Consider the following 18,075-nt stretch of genomic DNA (forward strand, 5'->3'; position numbering starts at 1 on the left):
TTAGCGCGTGCCGCCGGTTTGTTTAAGAAAGTTGGCAAACAGTTCATGACCTTGCTCGGTCAGGATCGACTCAGGGTGAAATTGCACCCCTTCGATGTTCAGCGTCTTGTGGCGCAAGCCCATGATCTCGTCCACCGAGCCATCATCCAGCTGCGTCCAGGCGGTCAGTTCCAGGCAGTCCGGCAGGGTTTCACGCTTGACCACCAACGAGTGGTAACGGGTTACGGTCAGCGGATTGTTCAGCCCCTGGAACACCCCGGTATCGAGGTGATAAACCGGGCTGGTCTTGCCGTGCATCACCTGGCGGGCGCGCACCACATCACCGCCAAAGGCCTGACCGATGGACTGATGGCCCAGGCAGACGCCCAGAATCGGCAGCTTGCCGGCGAAGTGCTTGATTGCTTCGAGAGAGATGCCCGCCTCGTTCGGCGTGCAGGGGCCCGGGGAGACCACAATGCGCTCAGGCTTGAGCGCTTCGATCTGGGCCACGGTCAATTCATCGTTGCGCACCACTTTGACCTCGGCACCCAACTCGCCGAGGTACTGCACAACGTTGTAAGTAAAAGAGTCGTAATTATCGATCATCAGCAACATGTTGCTAAACCTCTGAATTCACTGACATTCAAAACTGTTTTCAGAATTCATTACCCGCAGTTTCGGTTGCTGGATTGAACACACCAACCGAGGGGTAGCCATTCAGGAAAACGCAGGGGGCAGGTCCGGCGTAGCCGGCAGAGAAATATTAGGCGCGCCAACGCCAACGGCCGTGGGCCTTAACAACTCGCATAAAGAGTTTGCTGATGATCAACACGGAAAAGTCTCATTTCAATGTCATGGCACAGTAACGTAGCCTCGCGACTGGTGCAACACAGAGCAGCAAATACGGGGGAAAACACCGCATATGTACTTTGTGACTTTATTTTACATGAAACATTTAATACAGGATGTTTTGTTAAGGTCTGAGTTCCAAACAATAAAAACAGGTCATAACATGCGCAGGCTTTCCCTACTTATCCCTCTGGCGGGATGTATCTTGTCCGTCGTCAGTGAGCGCGCCATTGCAGCCCCCACCCCGTACTCCACCATGATCGTGTTCGGCGATAGCCTGAGCGATTCGGGGCAATTCCCCGGTGTAGGCAGTGGCATGCGTTTCACCAATCGTACCGGGCCCACGTACAAGGAATACCGCGGTGAGGAATATGTTGCAGTAGCGCCCATGCGCCTGGGCGCAAGACTGGGCATTGCACCCGCCGACCTGCGCCCGTCCACGTCGCCGGGCAACTCTCTCGCAGGCGAACCTGACGGTAACAACTGGGCGGTTGGCGGCTACCGCACCGACCAGATTTTCAATTCCATCATGACCCAGTCAAAGGTTGCCTTCCCTGATGACTGGGCTTTTGTCGGCGGTTACGTATTGCGCAACAAGCGTGGCTACCTTGTGGAGAACAACTTCAAGGCTGACCCCAAGGCGCTGTATTTCATCTCTGGCGGCGGTAATGACTTCCTTCAGGGAAAGGTCACAAGCCCTGCTGAGGCAGGTCAAGCCGCACAAAGGCTGGCGGCGAGCACCTACGCCCTGCAACAGGCCGGTGCGCGCTACATCATGGTCTGGCTACTGCCCGATCTGGGCCTGACCCCGGCCATCTACGGCACGCCTGAACAGGCGGGTACCAGCTACCTCAGCGCAGTGTTCAATCATGAGCTGGCGCAGCAACTCGAGCAGATCGATGCCGAAGTGATCCCCCTCAATATCCCGCTATTGCTGCGTGAAGCCGTCGCAGATCCTTCCCGTTATGGCCTGGCCCTGGGGCAAGACCTTATCGGCACATGCTTCGAGGGCGAAGATTGCAAGGAAAACCCCCAGTACGGTATTAACAGTACAACCCCCGATCCGGCCAAACTGCTGTTCAACGACAAGGCCCACCCCACCGAGACGGGTCAGCAGTTAATTGCCGACTACGCCTATTCATTGCTTGCCGTCCCGTGGGAGCTGACCTTGTTGCCGGTCATGGCCCAAAGCACGTTGAACGCCCATCAAGACCAGCTGCGCAATCAATGGGCTGGCGACAACGGGCAATGGCAAGCCATTGGCCAATGGAGGGCCATGGTCGCCGGGGGTGGGCAACGCCTGGAAGTCGACAAGCAGAAGACGTCAGTAAGTGCAGATGGCAGAGGCTATAACGTCAATATCGGCACCAGCTACAGACCAGATGAGAACTGGCGCTTCGGGATTGCGGGCGGGTTTTATCGACAACGCCTGGAGGTTGGTGCCAATGAATCGCACTACAAACTCAACAGCTATCTGGGCAGCGTATTTGCCCAATATCAACACAACCACTGGTGGGGTGATGCTGCGCTGACCTTGGGCAGGCTGGATTACGACAGCCTCAAGCGAAAATTCGCGCTTGGCGTAGGTGAAGGCATGGAACAAGGGCAGGCCGACGGCCATCTGCGGGCATTGAGTACACGCCTGGGTTATGACATCGCACAGGCGTCAGCACTGTGGCACCTCTCCCCTTTTATCAGCGCCGATTACTCGCGGGTAGAGGTTAATCGTTATGAAGAAAAAGGGCGGCGTTCGACTGCATTGAACTACGAAGAGCAGACGCTTGTTTCAAATCGCCTTGGCGCGGGTTTGCTCGCCAGTTACCAGGCCACCCCGCAGACACTGTTGTTTGGCGAAGTTGCCCATGAACATGAGTTCCAGAACGATACCCAGCGCCTGAATATCGCACTTAACAGCCTGCCCAATAATCGCTTCAAGCTTGAAGGTTATACACCGCCCAGCAACGTTGCCCGTGTAAGCCTGGGGGTCAGCCACAAACTGACTTCCGACCTTATGCTGCGGGCGGCTTATAACGCGAGAAAGAGTGACGGGGTCATGCAACAGGGGGTGAATATCGGGGTTAGCCTGGACTTCTGATTTACCGGTTCTGCGCAGACTTGTGCAAGAGCACAAAACCTGTGGGAGCTGGCTGCCTGCGATGCAAACGATGCGGTGTTTCTGGATAACCGCAGTGATGCCATCGCGAGCAAGCCCGCTCCCACAAAGTCTGCCGCTGGCTTTAATTCTTCGGGGTTTGCTCGGCCAGGGCTACGGCACGGAACATCGCGCGGCGCTTGTTCAGTGTCTCTTCCCACTCAAGGGCCGGGACCGAGTCAGCAACAATGCCACCACCGGCCTGCACATGCAGCTCACCGTCCTTGATCACCGCAGTACGGATCGCAATCGCTGTGTCCATATTACCGTTCCAGGCGAAGTAACCCACTGCACCGCCGTATACACCGCGCTTGACCGGTTCCAACTCGTCGATGATTTCCATCGCACGGATTTTCGGGGCACCGGACAAGGTACCTGCTGGCAAAATCGCGCGCAGTGCGTCCATCGCCGTCAGCCCGCTTTTAAGCTGGCCCGTCACGTTGGACACGATATGCATCACGTTGGAGTAACGTTCGATCACCATCTTCTCGGTGAGCTTGACCGAGCCAATTTCTGATACCCGGCCCGTGTCGTTACGCCCCAGGTCGATCAGCATCAGGTGCTCGGCGATTTCCTTGTCATCACTGAGCAGGTCTTCTTCGAGCGCCAGATCGGCCTCTTCGGTTGCACCCCGTGGGCGTGTACCGGCAATCGGGCGTACGGTGATCAGGTTGTCTTCAACCCGCACCAGCACTTCCGGCGAGCTGCCCACGACATGGAAGTCGCCGAAGTTGAAGAAGTACATATACGGTGTCGGGTTGAAGCAGCGCAGCGCACGATACAAATCGATCGGTGCGGCCTTGAAGTCGATGGACATGCGCTGTGACGGCACCACTTGCATGCAGTCGCCAGCGAGGATGTAGTCCTTGATGGTGTCGACGGCTTTTTCGTAGTCATTCTGCGTGAAGCTGGAGCGGAACACCGGATCAGCTGCCTGCTGCGCCGTAAAATCCAGGCCGCGACGCGGGGTAATGGGTTGGCGCAGCTGTTCAAGCAGCGCTTCAAGGCGGGCCTGGCCCTCTTCATAGGCGTCAGGCTGTGCCGGGTCAACCAGCACAATGGCGTGCATCTTGCCGGCCAGGTTGTCGAATACCACGACAGCGTCCGACACCATCAGCAGAATATCCGGCACCCCCAGTGGATCAGGGTTCGGGCATTTACCCAGACGCTTTTCCACATACCGCACGCAGTCATAACCGAAATACCCCACCAGGCCACCGTTGAAGCGCGGCAGGCCGGCAATGGTCGGCACGTTGTAACGGGCCTTGAACTCTTCGACAAACGTCAGCGGATCATCGGATTCGAGGGACTCGATCTCGACACCATCATGGGTCACGCGCACCTGGTGCTCATGCACACGCAGAACGGTGCGGCACGGCAAACCGATGATCGAATAACGGCCCCACTTCTCACCGCCTTGCACCGACTCCAGCAAATAGGAGTTGGGCTGGTCGGCCAGCTTCAGATAAATCGACAGCGGTGTATCGAAGTCGGCCAGGGTTTCGCGTGCAAGGGGGATACGGTTATAGCCAGCAGCGGCCAAACGCAGGAATTCTTCGCGGATCATGAGGTGCCTCGTGGTCTGAGGGTAAAACGGTCAGGTATGCAAACATGCCGACTAAGCGGCCAGATTCAAGTCAGGCGCGCCAACGCCAACGGGCCAGGGCCTTGATAACTTTCATCCAGAGTTTGCGAGTGACCACCACGATGGAATCTCTTCGAGAGGGGGAATCGGAATTGCCCAACGTTATCTCAGGTGCAGACTCTAAGCAACCGGCTATCAGCTCTTGCAGGTTGCCAATCACCATATCGGGTGACTCTTCTTCAATCGGCCGACCATGGTTGTAGCCATAAGTCAGGGCGACGCAGCGCACGCCAGCAGCCTTGGCCGCCAGCACGTCATTGCGCGAGTCGCCGACAAACATTGATTGTGCGGGAGTGGCGCCCGCCATTTTCATCACAAACAACAGCGCGGCAGGGTCAGGCTTTTTCTGCGGCAGGGTATCGCCGCCAATGATCCAGCGGAAAAACCGCCCCAGTTTCAGCTCATCCAGCAGGGGCGCGACAAAGCGCTCCGGCTTGTTGGTGATCAGGGCCATTTCAACGCCCTGCTTTTGCAGCCACTTGAGGCTTTCGCGTACGCCGGGGTAGACCTTGGTGTGTGCATGGCCGCCATCGTAGGCCTGCATGAAAATCTCCAGGGCCTGTTCGGCTTCGGCGTCATCAACGCCGCTGCCGTCCATATTGCCGGCCAGGGCGCGCCGCACCAGCATGGGCGCGCCGTTACCGATCCACAACCGCACGTTTTCAATCCCGGCGGGCGGACGACCCAGCTTGAGCAGCATGGTCTCCACGGCAACAGCCAAATCCGGTACCGAATCAATCAGGGTGCCATCCAGATCGAACATCACCAGTTTTGGCAGCTGCCCCTGGAGTAGCTGCTCAAAGCGGCTCATGGGCGGGCCAACGCAAGCTCGGCACGCATTTTTTGAATGACTTCTTCGTAGTTTGGCGTGTTGAAAATCGCGGAACCGGCGACAAAGGTGTCGGCACCGGCTTCGGCGATTTCACGGATATTGCCGACGTTTACACCACCGTCGATTTCCAGGCGAATCTCGCGGCCGGAGGCATCGATCAGCGCACGGGCCTCACGCAGTTTATCCAGGGTGCCGGGGATGAATTTCTGCCCGCCAAAGCCCGGGTTGACGCTCATCAGCAAGATCATGTCGACCTTGTCCATCACGTACTTGAGCACATCCAGCGGAGTGGCCGGGTTGAACACCAGACCTGCCTTGCAGCCGCCTTCGCGGATCAGTTGCAGGGAGCGGTCGATGTGCTGGGTGGCCTCGGGGTGGAACGTGATGTAGGTAGCGCCGGCCTCGATAAAGTCGCCGATGATCCGGTCAACCGGGCTGACCATCAGATGGGCATCGATGGGCGCAGTGATGCCGTACTTGCGCAAGGCAGCGCAGACCATCGGGCCGATGGTCAGGTTGGGTACGTAATGATTGTCCATGACATCGAAGTGAACGATATCAGCACCCGCGGCGAGTACGTTGTCCACTTCTTCGCCAAGACGGGCGAAATCGGCGGAAAGAATCGATGGGGCAATAGCGAAGGGCTGCATGACGCACCTTTTAGTGGGCTAAACACGGTGGCGCGCATTGTATACCGCCCACCGTGACGCGCACACCATCCCTGCGGCCGCTCCGCGCCCGATCGCAGCCTTCGGCAGCGACTACAAAATCGGATACAAAACCTGTAGTCGCTGCCGAAGGCTGCGAAAAGGGCCGAAGGACCTTCCAGCAATATCTCGCCAACAATGCAGCCCGCTATTCGGTCGAATGGCATCTAGCCTAGAAAAAACATCACAGAAAAGGCAAAGGAATGCCCAGATCCTATGGTAGTAAACAACTATTAAAAGGCCGCTACTCCGAACCTGGCCGCATCTACCTGCTCACCACCGTCACCGACCAGCGGCGCCCCGTATTCAGCGACTTTCATCTGGGCCGTCTGCTGGTCAACCAGCTCCGACACGCCCACGACGAAGGCATCGTCAATTCAATTGCCTGGGTGGTGATGCCTGATCACTGCCATTGGCTAGTTGAATTACGCAACAAAACGCTGGGGGAATTGATGTGCCGCATAAAGTCGCGCAGCTGCGTAGCCGTCAATCTGGCCACCCGCTCCACAACCCGACTATGGCAAAAAGGCTATTACGACCGGGCCTTGCGCAAGGAGGATGACCTTAAAGCCGCTGCCCGCTACCTCATCAAAAACCCGATCCGCGCACAAATAACCACCCGGATCGGCGATTACCCCCTCTGGGATGCCTGCTGGGTCTAGACCTGCGCCGTACGCATTTTCTCGCTGCGCCCGCGCAACCACTCAAGCGTCAACAGCAACACCACCGAAAAGGCGATCAGCAAGGTCGCCGCTGCAGCGATGGTCGGGCTGAGGTTTTCGCGGATGCCGCTGAACATCTGCCGTGGCAGGGTTGCTTGCTCTGGCCCGGCCAGAAACAGAGTGACCACTACTTCATCAAAAGATGTGGCAAAGGCAAACAGCGCCCCCGAAATCACCCCCGGTGCAATCAGCGGCAAGGTCACCCGACGAAATGCGGTCAAGGGCGAAGCCCCCAGACTGGCAGCAGCCCGCACCAGGTTGTGGTTGAAACCCTGCAAAGTTGCCGACACCGTGATGATCACAAAGGGCACGCCCAATACCGCATGCACCACAATCAGCGAGAAGTAACTGTTGCCCAGGCCCAGCGGCGCAAAAAACAGATAGCTGGCCACACCGATAATCACCACAGGTACCACCATCGGTGAAATCACCAGCGCCATCACCAGCGCCTTGCCGGGGAAGTCGCCACGGGTCAAGCCAATTGCCGCCAGTGTGCCAAACACCATCGCCAGCACCGTGGCCGCCGGGGCCACGATCACGCTGTTTTTCAGGGCACGCATCCACTCTGCCGAAGCAAAGAAGTCCTGGTACCAGTGAAGCGAAAAGCCCTGCAGCGGATACACCAGAAAACTACCCGAGTTGAACGACAGCGGAATAATCACCAGCACCGGCAATATCAAGAACAACAGGATCAGCCCGCAAAGAATGCGCAAGCTGTAGAACCAGACCCGCTCAACGGGTGACATGTATGGGCTCAGCATGGCGTTCTCCTTAACTCAAACGCAGGCGGCTAGCGCCGACCAGCCAGTTGTACATCAGGTACAGCACTACGGTAGCCAGCAGCAGCAAGCCGCCCAACGCTGTCGCCATGCCCCAGTTGATGCTGGTGTTGGTGTAAAACGCCACAAAGTAGCTGACCATCTGGTCGTTCGGGCTGCCAAGCAATGCCGGGGTGATGTAGTAACCAATGGCAATAATGAACACCAGCAAGCAACCCGCCCCGACACCGGCATAAGTTTGTGGGAAGTACACCCGCCAGAAGCTGGCAAACGGATGACAGCCCAGTGAGATCGCGGCACGCATATAGGTGGGCGATATGCCTTTCATCACGCTGTAGATCGGCAGAATCATAAATGGCAACAGGATATGCACCATCGCGATGTACACCCCGGTGCGGTTGAACACCAGTTCCAGCGGCTTGTCGATCAGCCCCATGTTGATCAGCGCGCTATTGATCAGGCCTCCTGATTGCAGCAGTACAATCCAGGAAGCGACCCGCACCAGCACCGAGGTCCAGAACGGCAGCAGCACCAGAATCATCAACAGGTTGCTTTGCCGGGTTGGCAGGTTAGCCAGCAAATACGCCAGCGGGTAGGCCAGTACCAGGCAAATGCAGGTGATCACAAAGCCCATCCAGAAGGTACGGGCGAAGATATCCAGATAGATCGACTGATCAGGCGTGGCCTGGGCGATTTCACCCAGATCGTCGATACGGTGATCCACAGCCGCCAGCAGGTAAAACGGGGTCACGCTGGAGCTGTTGCGCTTGATCGCCTGCCAGTACGCCGGGTCGCCCCAACGCTCATCAATGCTTTCCATGCCATCTTTGTACGACTCAGGGGCCGCCTTGAACGGCAGCGCCTTGGCGGTTTTCATCAGCAGGCTGCGATAGCCGGCCAGTTCCATATTCAGACGCTTGGACAAGTCGCCCAAGACTTGATTCTTGCGGGCTTCGGCCAGGTCTTCACTCAGGGCCTGATACACAGGTTCCGCCGGCAAGCCCTTGCCATCCCAGCTCTGCACGGCAACCACAGTGCGCGGTAAGCCCTCGACGACTTCCGGGTTGCCGACGCTCTTGTAGAGAAGAGCCGCAATCGGTACCAGAAACACCAGCAGCAAAAAGATCACCAGGGGGGCAATCAACGCCTGCGCCTTCCAGCGGTTGACCCGCTCGGCATGCGCCAGGCGCTTTTTCAAGGTGGGGCTGGAGACCTCGTTCAGGGGAACGGTGACGGCCATGGCGAACTCCGAAAATCTTTAAACGATGGCGGCGCAGCCCGATGGGCCGCACCGCATGTCAGCGCTGCTTACTTGGCAGCCCAGGCGTTGAAGCGTTGTTCCAGTTGCTCGCCGTTATCAGCCCAGAAGCTGACGTCGATCTGTACCTGGTTGACGATGTTTTGCGGGGCAGTCGGCATGTCTGCCTGTACGGCTTCAGGCAGCAATGGCATGGCTTCCTTGTTGGCCGGGCCGTAGGCAATGTTTTGCGAGTAGACACTCTGCTGTTGTGGCAACAGGGTGAAGGCCATGAACTTCTTGGCCGCATCGGCCTTGGCTTTGCCGAGACCTTTTGGGATGGCCCATGCATCGAAATCGTAGATACCGCCGTTCCAGACGATTTTCAGATTGCTTTCTTTTTGCACGGCAGCAATGCGACCGTTATAGGCCGAGCTCATTACCACGTCACCCGAGGCCAGGTACTGAGGCGGCTGGGCGCCTGCTTCCCACCATTGAATGCTTGGCTTGAGTTCATCGAGCTTTTTGAAGGCGCGGTTCTGGCCATCTTTGCTGGCCAGTACGGTGTAGACATCCTTCGGGGCCACCCCGTCAGCCATCAACGCGAATTCGAGTGTGTACTTCGCACCCTTGCGCAGCCCGCGTTTGCCCGGGAAGGTCTTGGTGTCCCAGAAATCCGCCCAGCTGGTCGGCGCGGTTTTCAGCTTGTCGGCGTTATAGGCCAGCACGGTGGACCAAACAAAGAAACCGGCCCCGCAGGACTGGATCGCGCCTTTGACGTACTGCTCAGGGTTGCCAAACAGCGCCGGGTCCAGCGGTTCGAACATATCCTCGTCGCAACCACGGGACAGTTCCGGGGATTCCACTTCTACCAGATCCCAAGAGATGCTTTTGGTATCAACCATGGCTTTGATCTTGGCCATTTCACCGTTGTACTCGCCGGCGATGATCTTGCCGTCGCCCTTGGCTTCCCAGGGTGCATAAAAGGCTTTGACCTGTGCGGCCTTGTTTGCGCCGCCAAACGACACCACGGTCAGATCGGTTGCAGCCAGTGCATTGGCCGCGAACATCAGGCCCAGACTTATGGCCGTGAACTTGAAGGATGTATGCATTGTTGTTCTCCACTGTGCAGGGTTGGTGAAGCCGGGGCGATCAATTCGCCTCTAAGAGAGGGTCCAGCGCACGTACATGTTCGACCTGCCAGCCCAATGGCACGACGTCACCGACGGCCAGGGTGGGGTCCAGCTCGGCAATCGGCTGTTTCACAAAGAAATCATTCATGCCGCACACTTCCAGGCGTACCCGGACGTGGTCGCCCAGGTAGATAAACTCTTCAACCCGGCCCGAAAACCGATTGGCGCACGATTCGCTGGAGCCATTGAGGCTGACGCGTTCGGGGCGAATTGACAGGGTCACCGGGTCACCCGTGCGGCCGACATTCACCGCCAGCGCCTGGACCTTTTCGCCCCGGCTCAGTTCGACCACGCAGCGGTCGCCGTCCTGACTGTGCAGGCGGCCATTGAGGCGGTTGTTTTCGCCAATAAAGTTGGCCACAAAGGTGTTTTTCGGCTCTTCATAGAGCATGCGCGGCGGGGCGATCTGCTGGATTTCACCTTGATGGAACACGGCAACACGATCGGACATGGTCAGGGCTTCACCCTGGTCATGGGTCACATAGACCACAGTCACGCCCAGGCGCTGGTGCAAGTGTTTGATTTCCATCTGCATATGTTCACGCAGCTGTTTGTCCAGTGCGCCCAGGGGTTCGTCCATCAGCACCAGTTGCGGCTCGAACACCAGCGCCCGGGCCAGTGCCACACGCTGTTGCTGGCCGCCGGACAACTGGGCCGGGTAGCGCTGGGCGAAAGCATCTAGCTGCACCATGCTCAGTACCCGCTTGACCCGTTCACTGATATCGGTGCGGTTGAGGCCGCGCACCGACAGCGGGAAGCCGAGGTTTTCGGCCACGGTCATGTGCGGGAACAACGCATAGTTCTGAAACACCATGCCAATATCACGCTTGTGCGGTGGCACGTTATTGATCGAGCGCCCGGCCAGCTGGATTTCACCGGCGGTAGGCGTCTCGAAACCGGCCAGCATCATCAGGCTGGTGGTTTTGCCCGAACCGGATGGCCCGAGCAAGGTCAGGAACTCGCCTTTGCGAATCTCCAGGTTGAGATCCTTGACGATCAGGTTTTCGCCGTCGTAGCTTTTTTGCACGCCACGAAAGCTGACCAGAATTTCATCCACCCCAGCGCTTGCACCGACCTCACTCATAACCACACCTTTTGTTTTGGACTGCCATGGCCCCACACTAAAGAATAGGTCAGTACACAGAAATCAGCGGGCAAGAGAGATTGACATCAGAGGGTTGGAAGGGCTTGGGTAGGGGGTGCCCTACAGGGATGTCGTGATTGGGATGGTAAAGCACAGGCTACCCAGCAGACCGGTAACGTCCATGTGAAAAGCTGTCGCAAACAGGCATGTTGTAAATTTCAAGGGCAGCAATAAACCTGTGGGAGCAGGCCAGGTTGTTGTGTACACCACGACTACAACAACTTGTGCTCCATCGCATATTTCACCAACTCCGCCAGCGAAGTGATGTTGAGCTTTTGCATCAGTCGCGCCTTATGAGTGCTGATAGTCTTGCTGCTCAGCGCCAGCTGCTGGGCAATATCATTGACGTTATCACCCTGGGCCAGGCGCTTGAACACCGAGAATTCACGCTCGGACAGCAAGGCATGCAAGGGCCGCGAATCGGTCAGGCCAACCTCGAATACCATGCGGTCCGCCAGGTCCGGGTCGATATAGCGCCCGCCCGCCGCAACCTTGCGAATAGCCATCAGCAAAAGCGCCGGGTCGCTGTCTTTGGTGGCATAACCCGCAGCGCCGAACTTCAGCGCGCGCGCCGCCATTTGCGCTTCGTCGTGCATCGACAACACCAGAATCGCCGGTGGATTATTCAGCGCACGGATCCGCGGGATTGCTTCCAGACCATTGACCCCTGGCATGGAGATATCCAGCAACACTACTTCGCACGGTACATGGCGCAGAGTTTCCAGCAACTGCTCGCCATTACTGGCCTCCCCCACCACCAGCAGGTCCTTGGCCAGGCCGATCAATTGCTTGATCCCTTCACGCACGATGGTGTGGTCTTCCGCTACCAGTACACGAATCACAAGCATTTCCTCATCAACTTTTCTCAACCAAAGGCACGCGTACCGTCAGGGTCGTTCCCTCCCCCGGAGTACTGTGCAAAGACAACGTACCGCCCAACATCAATACCCGCTCGCGCATCCCCACCACGCCGAAGGAAACAGGCCGATCTCTACCCGGCTCAAAACCCTGGCCGTCATCACTGATGCTCAGGCACAGTTCCTTGCCCTCCACACTCAAGGTCAGCTCTACCGTATGCGCATGGGCATGGCGCATCACATTGGTCAGGGCCTCTTGCAGAATGCGGAACAACCCCACTTCCATGGCCGCACCCAAAGGCGGCAAGTATTCCGGGACCTGTACGAGACAGGGAATACTCGTACGCGCTTCAAAACGTCTGGCCTGCCATTCGATGGCCGAGCTGATACCAGCATCCAGAATCGGCGGGCGTAATGACGTGGCGACATCACGTACCAGTTGAAAGAGCTGGGCAATCAGTTTTTTCATGCTGTTAAGCCGCTCATGCAACCCCGGATCCAGCTGCGCATAGGCCAGCTCGCACATCGAGGTTTCCAACTTGAGCACCGTCAGCATCTGCCCTAGCTCATCATGAACTTCGCGGGCGATGCGCGCCTTCTCTTCTTCACGCACGCTCTCAAGGTGCGCCGACAATTCGCGCAACTGACCACGGGAGCGGTCGAGTTCGAGTTCAATACGTTTACTTTCGCTGATATCCCAGACAATGCCGTCCCACACCACGGTGCCATCATCCAGGCGGCGGGTAATCGCCTTGATTTCAGCCCAACGCTGCTGGCCTTGGCGGGTCAGGATCCGACCCTGCCATGACCAGTCGCTGTCGCTATCCAGCGCCAAATCCTGCACCCGATGGTAATCCGCCTTGTCATCGGGATGCACCAGGCTACGCAAGCCCACTTCGCGCAGACGTAACGTAGCCGGGGAAAACCCCGCCAGGCTTTCGCTGCCCTCGCTGATGTAAGGAAAGTCCAGCTCACCGGTCAGCAGCGAACGCTCCAGACGAAACACCAGTCCCGGCACGTTGGCGGCAATACCCTGCAAGCGTGCATCGCTTTCTTGCAAGGCGGCCTGCACCCGGTGCCGCTCGGTGATGTCATTGAGGTAAACGACCAGGTATTCCGCTGTTTGAAAGCGCAGGAAGCTCAAGGTCACATCCGCAGGAAACTCACTGCCATCGGCGCGCACGCAGAGGGTTTCACTGCGATGTACGCCCTCTTTGCGATTACGTGCGCGTCGCCACATGTTCAGCCAGCGGTCCATATTCAGGCCCGGCTCGAAATCACTTAGCGGACGGTCCAGCACAGTGCCCGGCTGGTAACCAAGCATGTCTTCGGCCGCACGGTTAGCGTAGCGCACATGGCTGTCCCAATTGACCCACAGAATGCCCACCGGGCTTTGGTCGATGGAAAACTGGCTCAGGCGCAAGGCCTCTGCACTGGCGGTACGCAACACGAGATCTTCCCGGGCATTGAGCAAGGCCCGCTCCAGACTCGTTTGCTGGCGACGCTGCCACACCACAATGGCCATGCTGGCCAGCAGCAACGCACCAATCAGCAAACTCAGGTTCTGCCAAAAGCCGGGGGACGGGCCGAGGTGCGGGTACTTGGGTTGCAGCCAGCGGCTGTGAAGTTGCTCCATGTCTCGAGCCGGAATCGCATGCAGGCCGCGCTCGACAATACCGGCCAATTCAGGCCAGTCACGGCGCGTCGCAACCCGCAGCAACTGCGGCAAGCCGACATCACCCACCACCGCCAACTCGGCAAACTCGGGCTCGGCAGACAAGCGACTGAGCTGGGCTTCATCGATCACTGCATACGTGGCTTGCTGACTGAGCAACAGCTGCAAGGCCTGCCGCTCCAGCGGCACACCCTGCAAATTGAGGCCGGGGTAACTGCTGCGTAAAAAATCGGCCGTGGCACTGGGCATGCGCACCGCGACCCGGTTCTGGCTATCAATATTTTCCAGATCCACCGAGCCGGTGCCATTACGCACGCCCACCAGCAACTGTGGCACCCGCATATAAGGATCGGAAAACTGCCACTGGCGCAAACCGGTCGGAGTTTGGGTCAGCCCCGGAACCAGGTCTATTTCTCCGGCACGGGCGGCCTGTTCGAGTTGCGCCAAATCAGGATAGTTACGCCAGATCAGTTCAACGTCGAGCGCCTGCGCCAGCCACTTCATCAACTCGACATTGGCCCCGGATAACTGCTGCAAGCGCTGATCGAATTTGGCATAGGGTGCCTGCAACACCAGCCCCACCCGCAGTTCTTTATGCCGGGTCAGCCATTGCTGTTGCTCGGCCGACAGTTGAGCCGCAGGCACAGCAGCGGCATGCCCCATCAAGGGCAGCCAGAGCCAGCCGATAATCCACAGATAGCAAAAACGTCTCATCTAAACGCTCACACCCTGACAAATACTGATCAACCCATTACGCTGCCGGGACTACTTCTGGCCTGGAATAACCGATGTTTTCTTATCGTCTGGCACTGCCGGCCTTGTGCCTGTCGCTGATGTTGCCGCTCGCCCTGCCAGTATTTGCCGCCGAAACCGAGGCCAAGCCACCTGTGCGCGAGCCTCTGCCAGAGCGCAGCCAGGAAGATGCGGCCGCACTTGAGCGACAACTGCCGCACCATGAGCAACAACAACTGCAAGCGCCCAACGACAGTTTTCTCGCCCTGTGGAAACCCGCCAACAGCAGCGACCCCAACGGTGCGGTGATTATCATCCCCGGAGCCGGTGAAACCGCTGACTGGCCACTGACCGTTGGCCCTCTGCGCAACAAGCTGCCGGACGCCAACTGGGCGAGCCTGAGCCTGAGCTTGCCGGACATGCAAAGCGAAGCCAGCCAGGCGCGGGAAGCTGAACCAGAAAAACCTCCTGCAACAATTGCGACAGACAGTAGCAGCAAAGCGGCCAGCACCACAGCCAAACCCATCGAGCAGGCAGCCAGTGCCGGCACCGAGAGCACAGAAGGCGAAACCGCTCAAAGCGGGCAAGATCTGGACAAGGTCGATGCCGAACGCATCTTCGCCCGCATTGATGCGGCCATTGCCTTTGCCCAGCACCAGAACATGCGCAGCATTGTCCTGCTCGGCCACGGCTCCGGGGCCTATTGGGCATCGCGCTATATCAGTACCAAGCACCCGGCCCAGATCCAGAAGCTGATCATGGTGTCTGCCCGCAAACCCGTGCTGGCAGAACCGGACTTGAGCCAGTTGACCCCGGCCCTTAACGTTGCCTTGCTGGATATCTTCTTTAAGGATCAGCCATGGGCCCGCGAAGCCGCCCTGCAAAGATTACAGGCCAGCAAGCGGGCTAACGGTTCGAATTTCAAACAGGTGGGATTGTTCGCCACCCCGGGTAACCGGGATGGCGAGCAGGAGCAATTGTTCCGCCGGGTGCGTGGCTGGCTCAGCCCGCAGCCTGTGGATAAGTAAACGAGGCTAAAACCCGAGCCGTTCACGGATCAAGGCGTAGGCCTGATGCAATTCGCGGGTTTTTTCCGTGGCTTCACGTACCTGCGCAGGGCTGGCTCCGGTACCTGCAACCTTGTCCGGGTGATGACGACTGAGCAAACGTCGATAGGCACGCTTGATCTGCGCCGGATCACTGGTGGCGGTAACCCCCAACAAGATCAGCGACTGCTGATAAGTGCCGCCACGGGTCGCCACAGGTTTTCTCTGGGCGTCATTTTCGCCGCCCAACGCCAGTACCTGTTGCCGGTTCCAACCCAGCCAGCCACCCCACAGCACAATCAACTCACGCTCCTGGGGCGCAACCCGGCCATCGGCCAGGATCATCCGCCAACAGGCGCGCAATACGCCTTCTGCCGCATGGGGCTGGGCCTTGAGCCGCTGCAGATAACCACGTAGCGAATCAGTGCCGGACTTGCCGCGATTGAACGCGGCAATGGCACGCTGTTGCGCTGCGGCTTGCATATCGAGCTGACGCATTTCCAGCCGCGCCTGTTCGATATGCTTGTCCACGACCTGGCCGCCGCTTTTGGCCAGGCGGCCGAGCAGGACAAATAACAGTTCATCATTGCGCAGCACCGGCCGCGCGCCAAGACGCTCAAGCAAGTGGGCCCAACTGTGCAGTTGCAAGCGCCGGTCCAGCGCCTGCCCCAATAAAGCACCAAGCATGGCCCCCGGAATACTGGCAATAAAAAAGCCGGCTCCGGCTCCGATCAGAGTCCCTGGCCACAACATGCTAGCGGGCGCCCTTGATCAACGCCTCGACCTCAGCCAAGCGCTCATGGGTACCCACGTCCACCCAATGTCCCTGCAAACGTTCACCTGTCACTTGCCCTGCGGCCATGGCCTTGCGTAATAGCGGCGCCAGCTTGAATGCACCCGCCGTGCAACCCTTGAACAGCACGGGGTGGAGCACGGCGATACCGCTGTAGGTCAGCGTATCGGCCCCCGGCACGCCATCTTGAACCTGCCCGTCGTTCAGGCTGAAGTCCCCGCTCGTGTGGTGCGCCGGGTTATCTACGAGTACTAGATGAACCAGCCCGGCCAACGGTTTACGCAAGGCAGCAAAGTCGTAATCGGTCCAGATATCACCGTTCACCACTGCAAAAGGGCCATCGCCCAGCAACGGCAAGGCTTTGAAAATCCCGCCACCGGTCTCCAGCGGCTCGCCTTCCGGGGAGTACTGGATGCTGACACCAAAGCGCGAACCGTCGCCCAGGTAGTCTTCAATTTGCTGACCCAGCCAGGCGTGGTTGATCACGATGTCGGTAAAACCCGCCGCTGCCAGTGCCCGCAAGTGGTACTCGATCAGCGGCACGCCGCCAGCGCGAACCAATGGCTTCGGCGTGTGCAGGGTCAGCGGTCGCATGCGCTCGCCTTTACCGGCCGCCAGAATCATCGCCTTCATGCATCGGCCTCGCTGGTCAACCCCAGGCTGGCGAACAATTCACCCAGCTCTGCCAGCTCGGGGCGCCGTGCCAGTACTGCTTCTATATAAGAGAAGAAACGCGGCACATCGGCCAGATAGCGCGGTTTGCCATCACGGTGGCAAATACGCGAAAAAATGCCGATCACTTTCAAATGCCGCTGCACACCCATCAGGTCGCTGGCGCGCAGGAACTCTTCAAAGTCGCGTTGCACCGGGATGCCCAATGGCAGCGCCAGCTTCCAGTAATCCAGTAGCCAGGCACGCACACGCTCTTCGGGCCAGCTAAGAAAGGCATCCTTGAACAGGCAGGTGATGTCGTAAGTTACCGGGCCATAAACCGCGTCCTGGAAATCCAGGACACCGGGGTTGGGAATGCTGAGCATCAGGTTGCGTGGCATAAAGTCGCGGTGCACCAGCACCTTGGGCTGGGCCAGCGCACTGTCGATCAGCAATGCGCTGACCCGCTGCCAGGCCCCCAGTTGCTGTTCATTGAAATCAACGCCCAGGTGAGCGCGCACGTACCACTCGGGGAACAGTTCAAGCTCGCGGCGCAACAAGGCCACGTCGTAGCTGGGCAAAGGCTCGGTCATCGGCAGTTGCTGGAAGGCCAGCAAGGCTTCGATCGCATCCTTGAACAACTCATCGGCGTTGCTGCTGTTGATCACGTCAAGAAAGGTTTTATTGCCCAGATCGTTGAGCAAAAGAAAGCCGCGATCGAGGTCCTGAGCATAAATTTTCGGTACGTTAATCAGGCAAGTACGTAAAAAATCAGCAATTTCGACGAAAGGTCGGCAGTTTTCCTGGGGCGGCGGCGCATCCATCACGACAAAACTGCGGCCCTCGCCTTCCCAGCGAAAATAGCGCCGAAAACTCGCATCGCTACTGGCAGCAGTCAGCGTGGCCGGGGGCACAGCACCCCAACCCTCATTCGCGAACAAGGTTGCCAACTGTTCATCCAGCCAAACTTTCAGGTGTTGCAGGCGTACATCTTGGTCAGGCATTACAAGGGTCTCCGACGGCGCTAGCCGTCAAGCGGGTCATGCTTTATTATCCAGAATCTTTTCCAGACCATCGATAGG

The 18,075-nt window shown here is 58.2% G+C and carries 16 protein-coding genes; 3 read left to right on the forward strand and 13 right to left on the reverse strand.

What is annotated here, in order from left to right:
- Positions 1 to 594, reverse strand: a complete 594-nt coding sequence (locus ACZRMH_RS00090; protein WP_464011598.1) for an aminodeoxychorismate/anthranilate synthase component II — start codon at positions 592 to 594, stop codon at positions 1 to 3.
- A 397-nt stretch (positions 595 to 991) separates the two neighbouring features.
- On the opposite strand from ACZRMH_RS00090, the gene estP reads away from it, so the two are divergent.
- Entirely contained in the window at positions 992 to 2,923 is a 1,932-nt protein-coding gene (gene estP, locus ACZRMH_RS00095; RefSeq protein ID WP_464011599.1) for an esterase EstP, read from the forward strand.
- A 142-nt stretch (positions 2,924 to 3,065) separates the two neighbouring features.
- Here the strand turns inward: estP and trpE are convergent, their stop codons facing one another.
- The 3 genes from trpE to rpe all read right to left on the reverse strand — a co-directional run bounded on the left by trpE (position 3,066) and on the right by rpe (position 6,107).
- Positions 3,066 to 4,547 (reverse strand): anthranilate synthase component I, encoded by a 1,482-nt coding sequence (trpE, locus tag ACZRMH_RS00100; protein WP_464011600.1) that lies wholly within the window; start codon positions 4,545 to 4,547, stop codon positions 3,066 to 3,068.
- A gap of 70 nt (positions 4,548 to 4,617) precedes the next feature.
- Entirely contained in the window at positions 4,618 to 5,436 is an 819-nt protein-coding gene (locus ACZRMH_RS00105; RefSeq protein ID WP_464011601.1) for a phosphoglycolate phosphatase, read from the reverse strand.
- Complete coding sequence (gene rpe, locus ACZRMH_RS00110) at positions 5,433 to 6,107, reverse strand: ribulose-phosphate 3-epimerase (protein WP_019823117.1); 675 nt, start codon at positions 6,105 to 6,107, stop codon at positions 5,433 to 5,435. Before rpe ends, ACZRMH_RS00105 begins: the two co-directional genes overlap by 4 nt.
- A gap of 260 nt (positions 6,108 to 6,367) precedes the next feature.
- Between rpe and ACZRMH_RS00115 the strand changes: the two genes are divergently transcribed.
- The gene (locus ACZRMH_RS00115; protein WP_464011602.1) at positions 6,368 to 6,826 is read left to right on the forward strand and encodes an REP-associated tyrosine transposase; all 459 of its coding nucleotides are present in this window, start codon (positions 6,368 to 6,370) and stop codon (positions 6,824 to 6,826) included.
- Here the strand turns inward: ACZRMH_RS00115 and ACZRMH_RS00120 are convergent.
- The 6 genes from ACZRMH_RS00120 to ACZRMH_RS00145 all read right to left on the reverse strand — a co-directional run bounded on the left by ACZRMH_RS00120 (position 6,823) and on the right by ACZRMH_RS00145 (position 14,485).
- Positions 6,823 to 7,647, reverse strand: coding sequence for an ABC transporter permease (locus ACZRMH_RS00120; protein WP_464011603.1), 825 nt, complete (start codon positions 7,645 to 7,647; stop codon positions 6,823 to 6,825). The two genes, ACZRMH_RS00115 and ACZRMH_RS00120, sit on opposite strands and share 4 nt — an antisense overlap.
- 10 nt (positions 7,648 to 7,657) lie before the next feature.
- The gene (locus ACZRMH_RS00125; protein ID WP_464011604.1) at positions 7,658 to 8,905 is read right to left on the reverse strand and encodes an ABC transporter permease; all 1,248 of its coding nucleotides are present in this window, start codon (positions 8,903 to 8,905) and stop codon (positions 7,658 to 7,660) included.
- A 68-nt stretch (positions 8,906 to 8,973) separates the two neighbouring features.
- Positions 8,974 to 10,014: an ABC transporter substrate-binding protein gene (locus tag ACZRMH_RS00130; RefSeq protein WP_464011605.1), complete on the reverse strand. Its 1,041-nt coding sequence runs from the start codon at positions 10,012 to 10,014 to the stop codon at positions 8,974 to 8,976.
- Positions 10,015 to 10,054: 40 nt separating this feature from the next.
- Positions 10,055 to 11,179 carry an ABC transporter ATP-binding protein gene (locus ACZRMH_RS00135; protein ID WP_464011606.1) on the reverse strand — a complete coding sequence of 375 codons (1,125 nt, stop codon included), beginning with the start codon at positions 11,177 to 11,179 and terminating at the stop codon, positions 10,055 to 10,057.
- Positions 11,180 to 11,451: 272 nt separating this feature from the next.
- Complete coding sequence (locus tag ACZRMH_RS00140) at positions 11,452 to 12,087, reverse strand: response regulator (protein WP_464011607.1); 636 nt, start codon at positions 12,085 to 12,087, stop codon at positions 11,452 to 11,454.
- Between the two features lie 7 nt (positions 12,088 to 12,094).
- Positions 12,095 to 14,485 (reverse strand): PAS domain-containing sensor histidine kinase, encoded by a 2,391-nt coding sequence (locus tag ACZRMH_RS00145; RefSeq protein ID WP_464011608.1) that lies wholly within the window; start codon positions 14,483 to 14,485, stop codon positions 12,095 to 12,097.
- A gap of 74 nt (positions 14,486 to 14,559) precedes the next feature.
- Here ACZRMH_RS00145 and ACZRMH_RS00150 point away from each other — a divergent pair, with 74 nt between their 5' ends.
- On the forward strand, positions 14,560 to 15,531 hold the full coding sequence (locus tag ACZRMH_RS00150; RefSeq protein WP_464011609.1) for an alpha/beta hydrolase family protein: 972 nt from the start codon (positions 14,560 to 14,562) through the stop codon (positions 15,529 to 15,531).
- 6 nt (positions 15,532 to 15,537) lie between these two features.
- Here ACZRMH_RS00150 and ACZRMH_RS00155 read toward each other — a convergent pair whose 3' ends face one another.
- Genes ACZRMH_RS00155 through ACZRMH_RS00165 form a run of 3 tightly spaced genes read right to left on the reverse strand, consistent with a single transcriptional unit; the run spans position 15,538 to position 17,997 of the window.
- Positions 15,538 to 16,302: a TerB family tellurite resistance protein gene (locus tag ACZRMH_RS00155; RefSeq protein ID WP_464011610.1), complete on the reverse strand. Its 765-nt coding sequence runs from the start codon at positions 16,300 to 16,302 to the stop codon at positions 15,538 to 15,540.
- A 1-nt stretch (position 16,303) separates the two neighbouring features.
- Positions 16,304 to 16,975, reverse strand: coding sequence for an N-acetylmuramate alpha-1-phosphate uridylyltransferase MurU (gene murU, locus ACZRMH_RS00160; RefSeq protein WP_464011611.1), 672 nt, complete (start codon positions 16,973 to 16,975; stop codon positions 16,304 to 16,306).
- Entirely contained in the window at positions 16,972 to 17,997 is a 1,026-nt protein-coding gene (locus ACZRMH_RS00165) for an aminoglycoside phosphotransferase family protein (protein ID WP_464011612.1), read from the reverse strand. The genes murU and ACZRMH_RS00165 overlap by 4 nt, the downstream gene beginning before the upstream one ends.
- Positions 17,998 to 18,075 lie beyond the last annotated feature (78 nt).

This window comes from Pseudomonas sp. B414, from assembly GCF_055408445.1.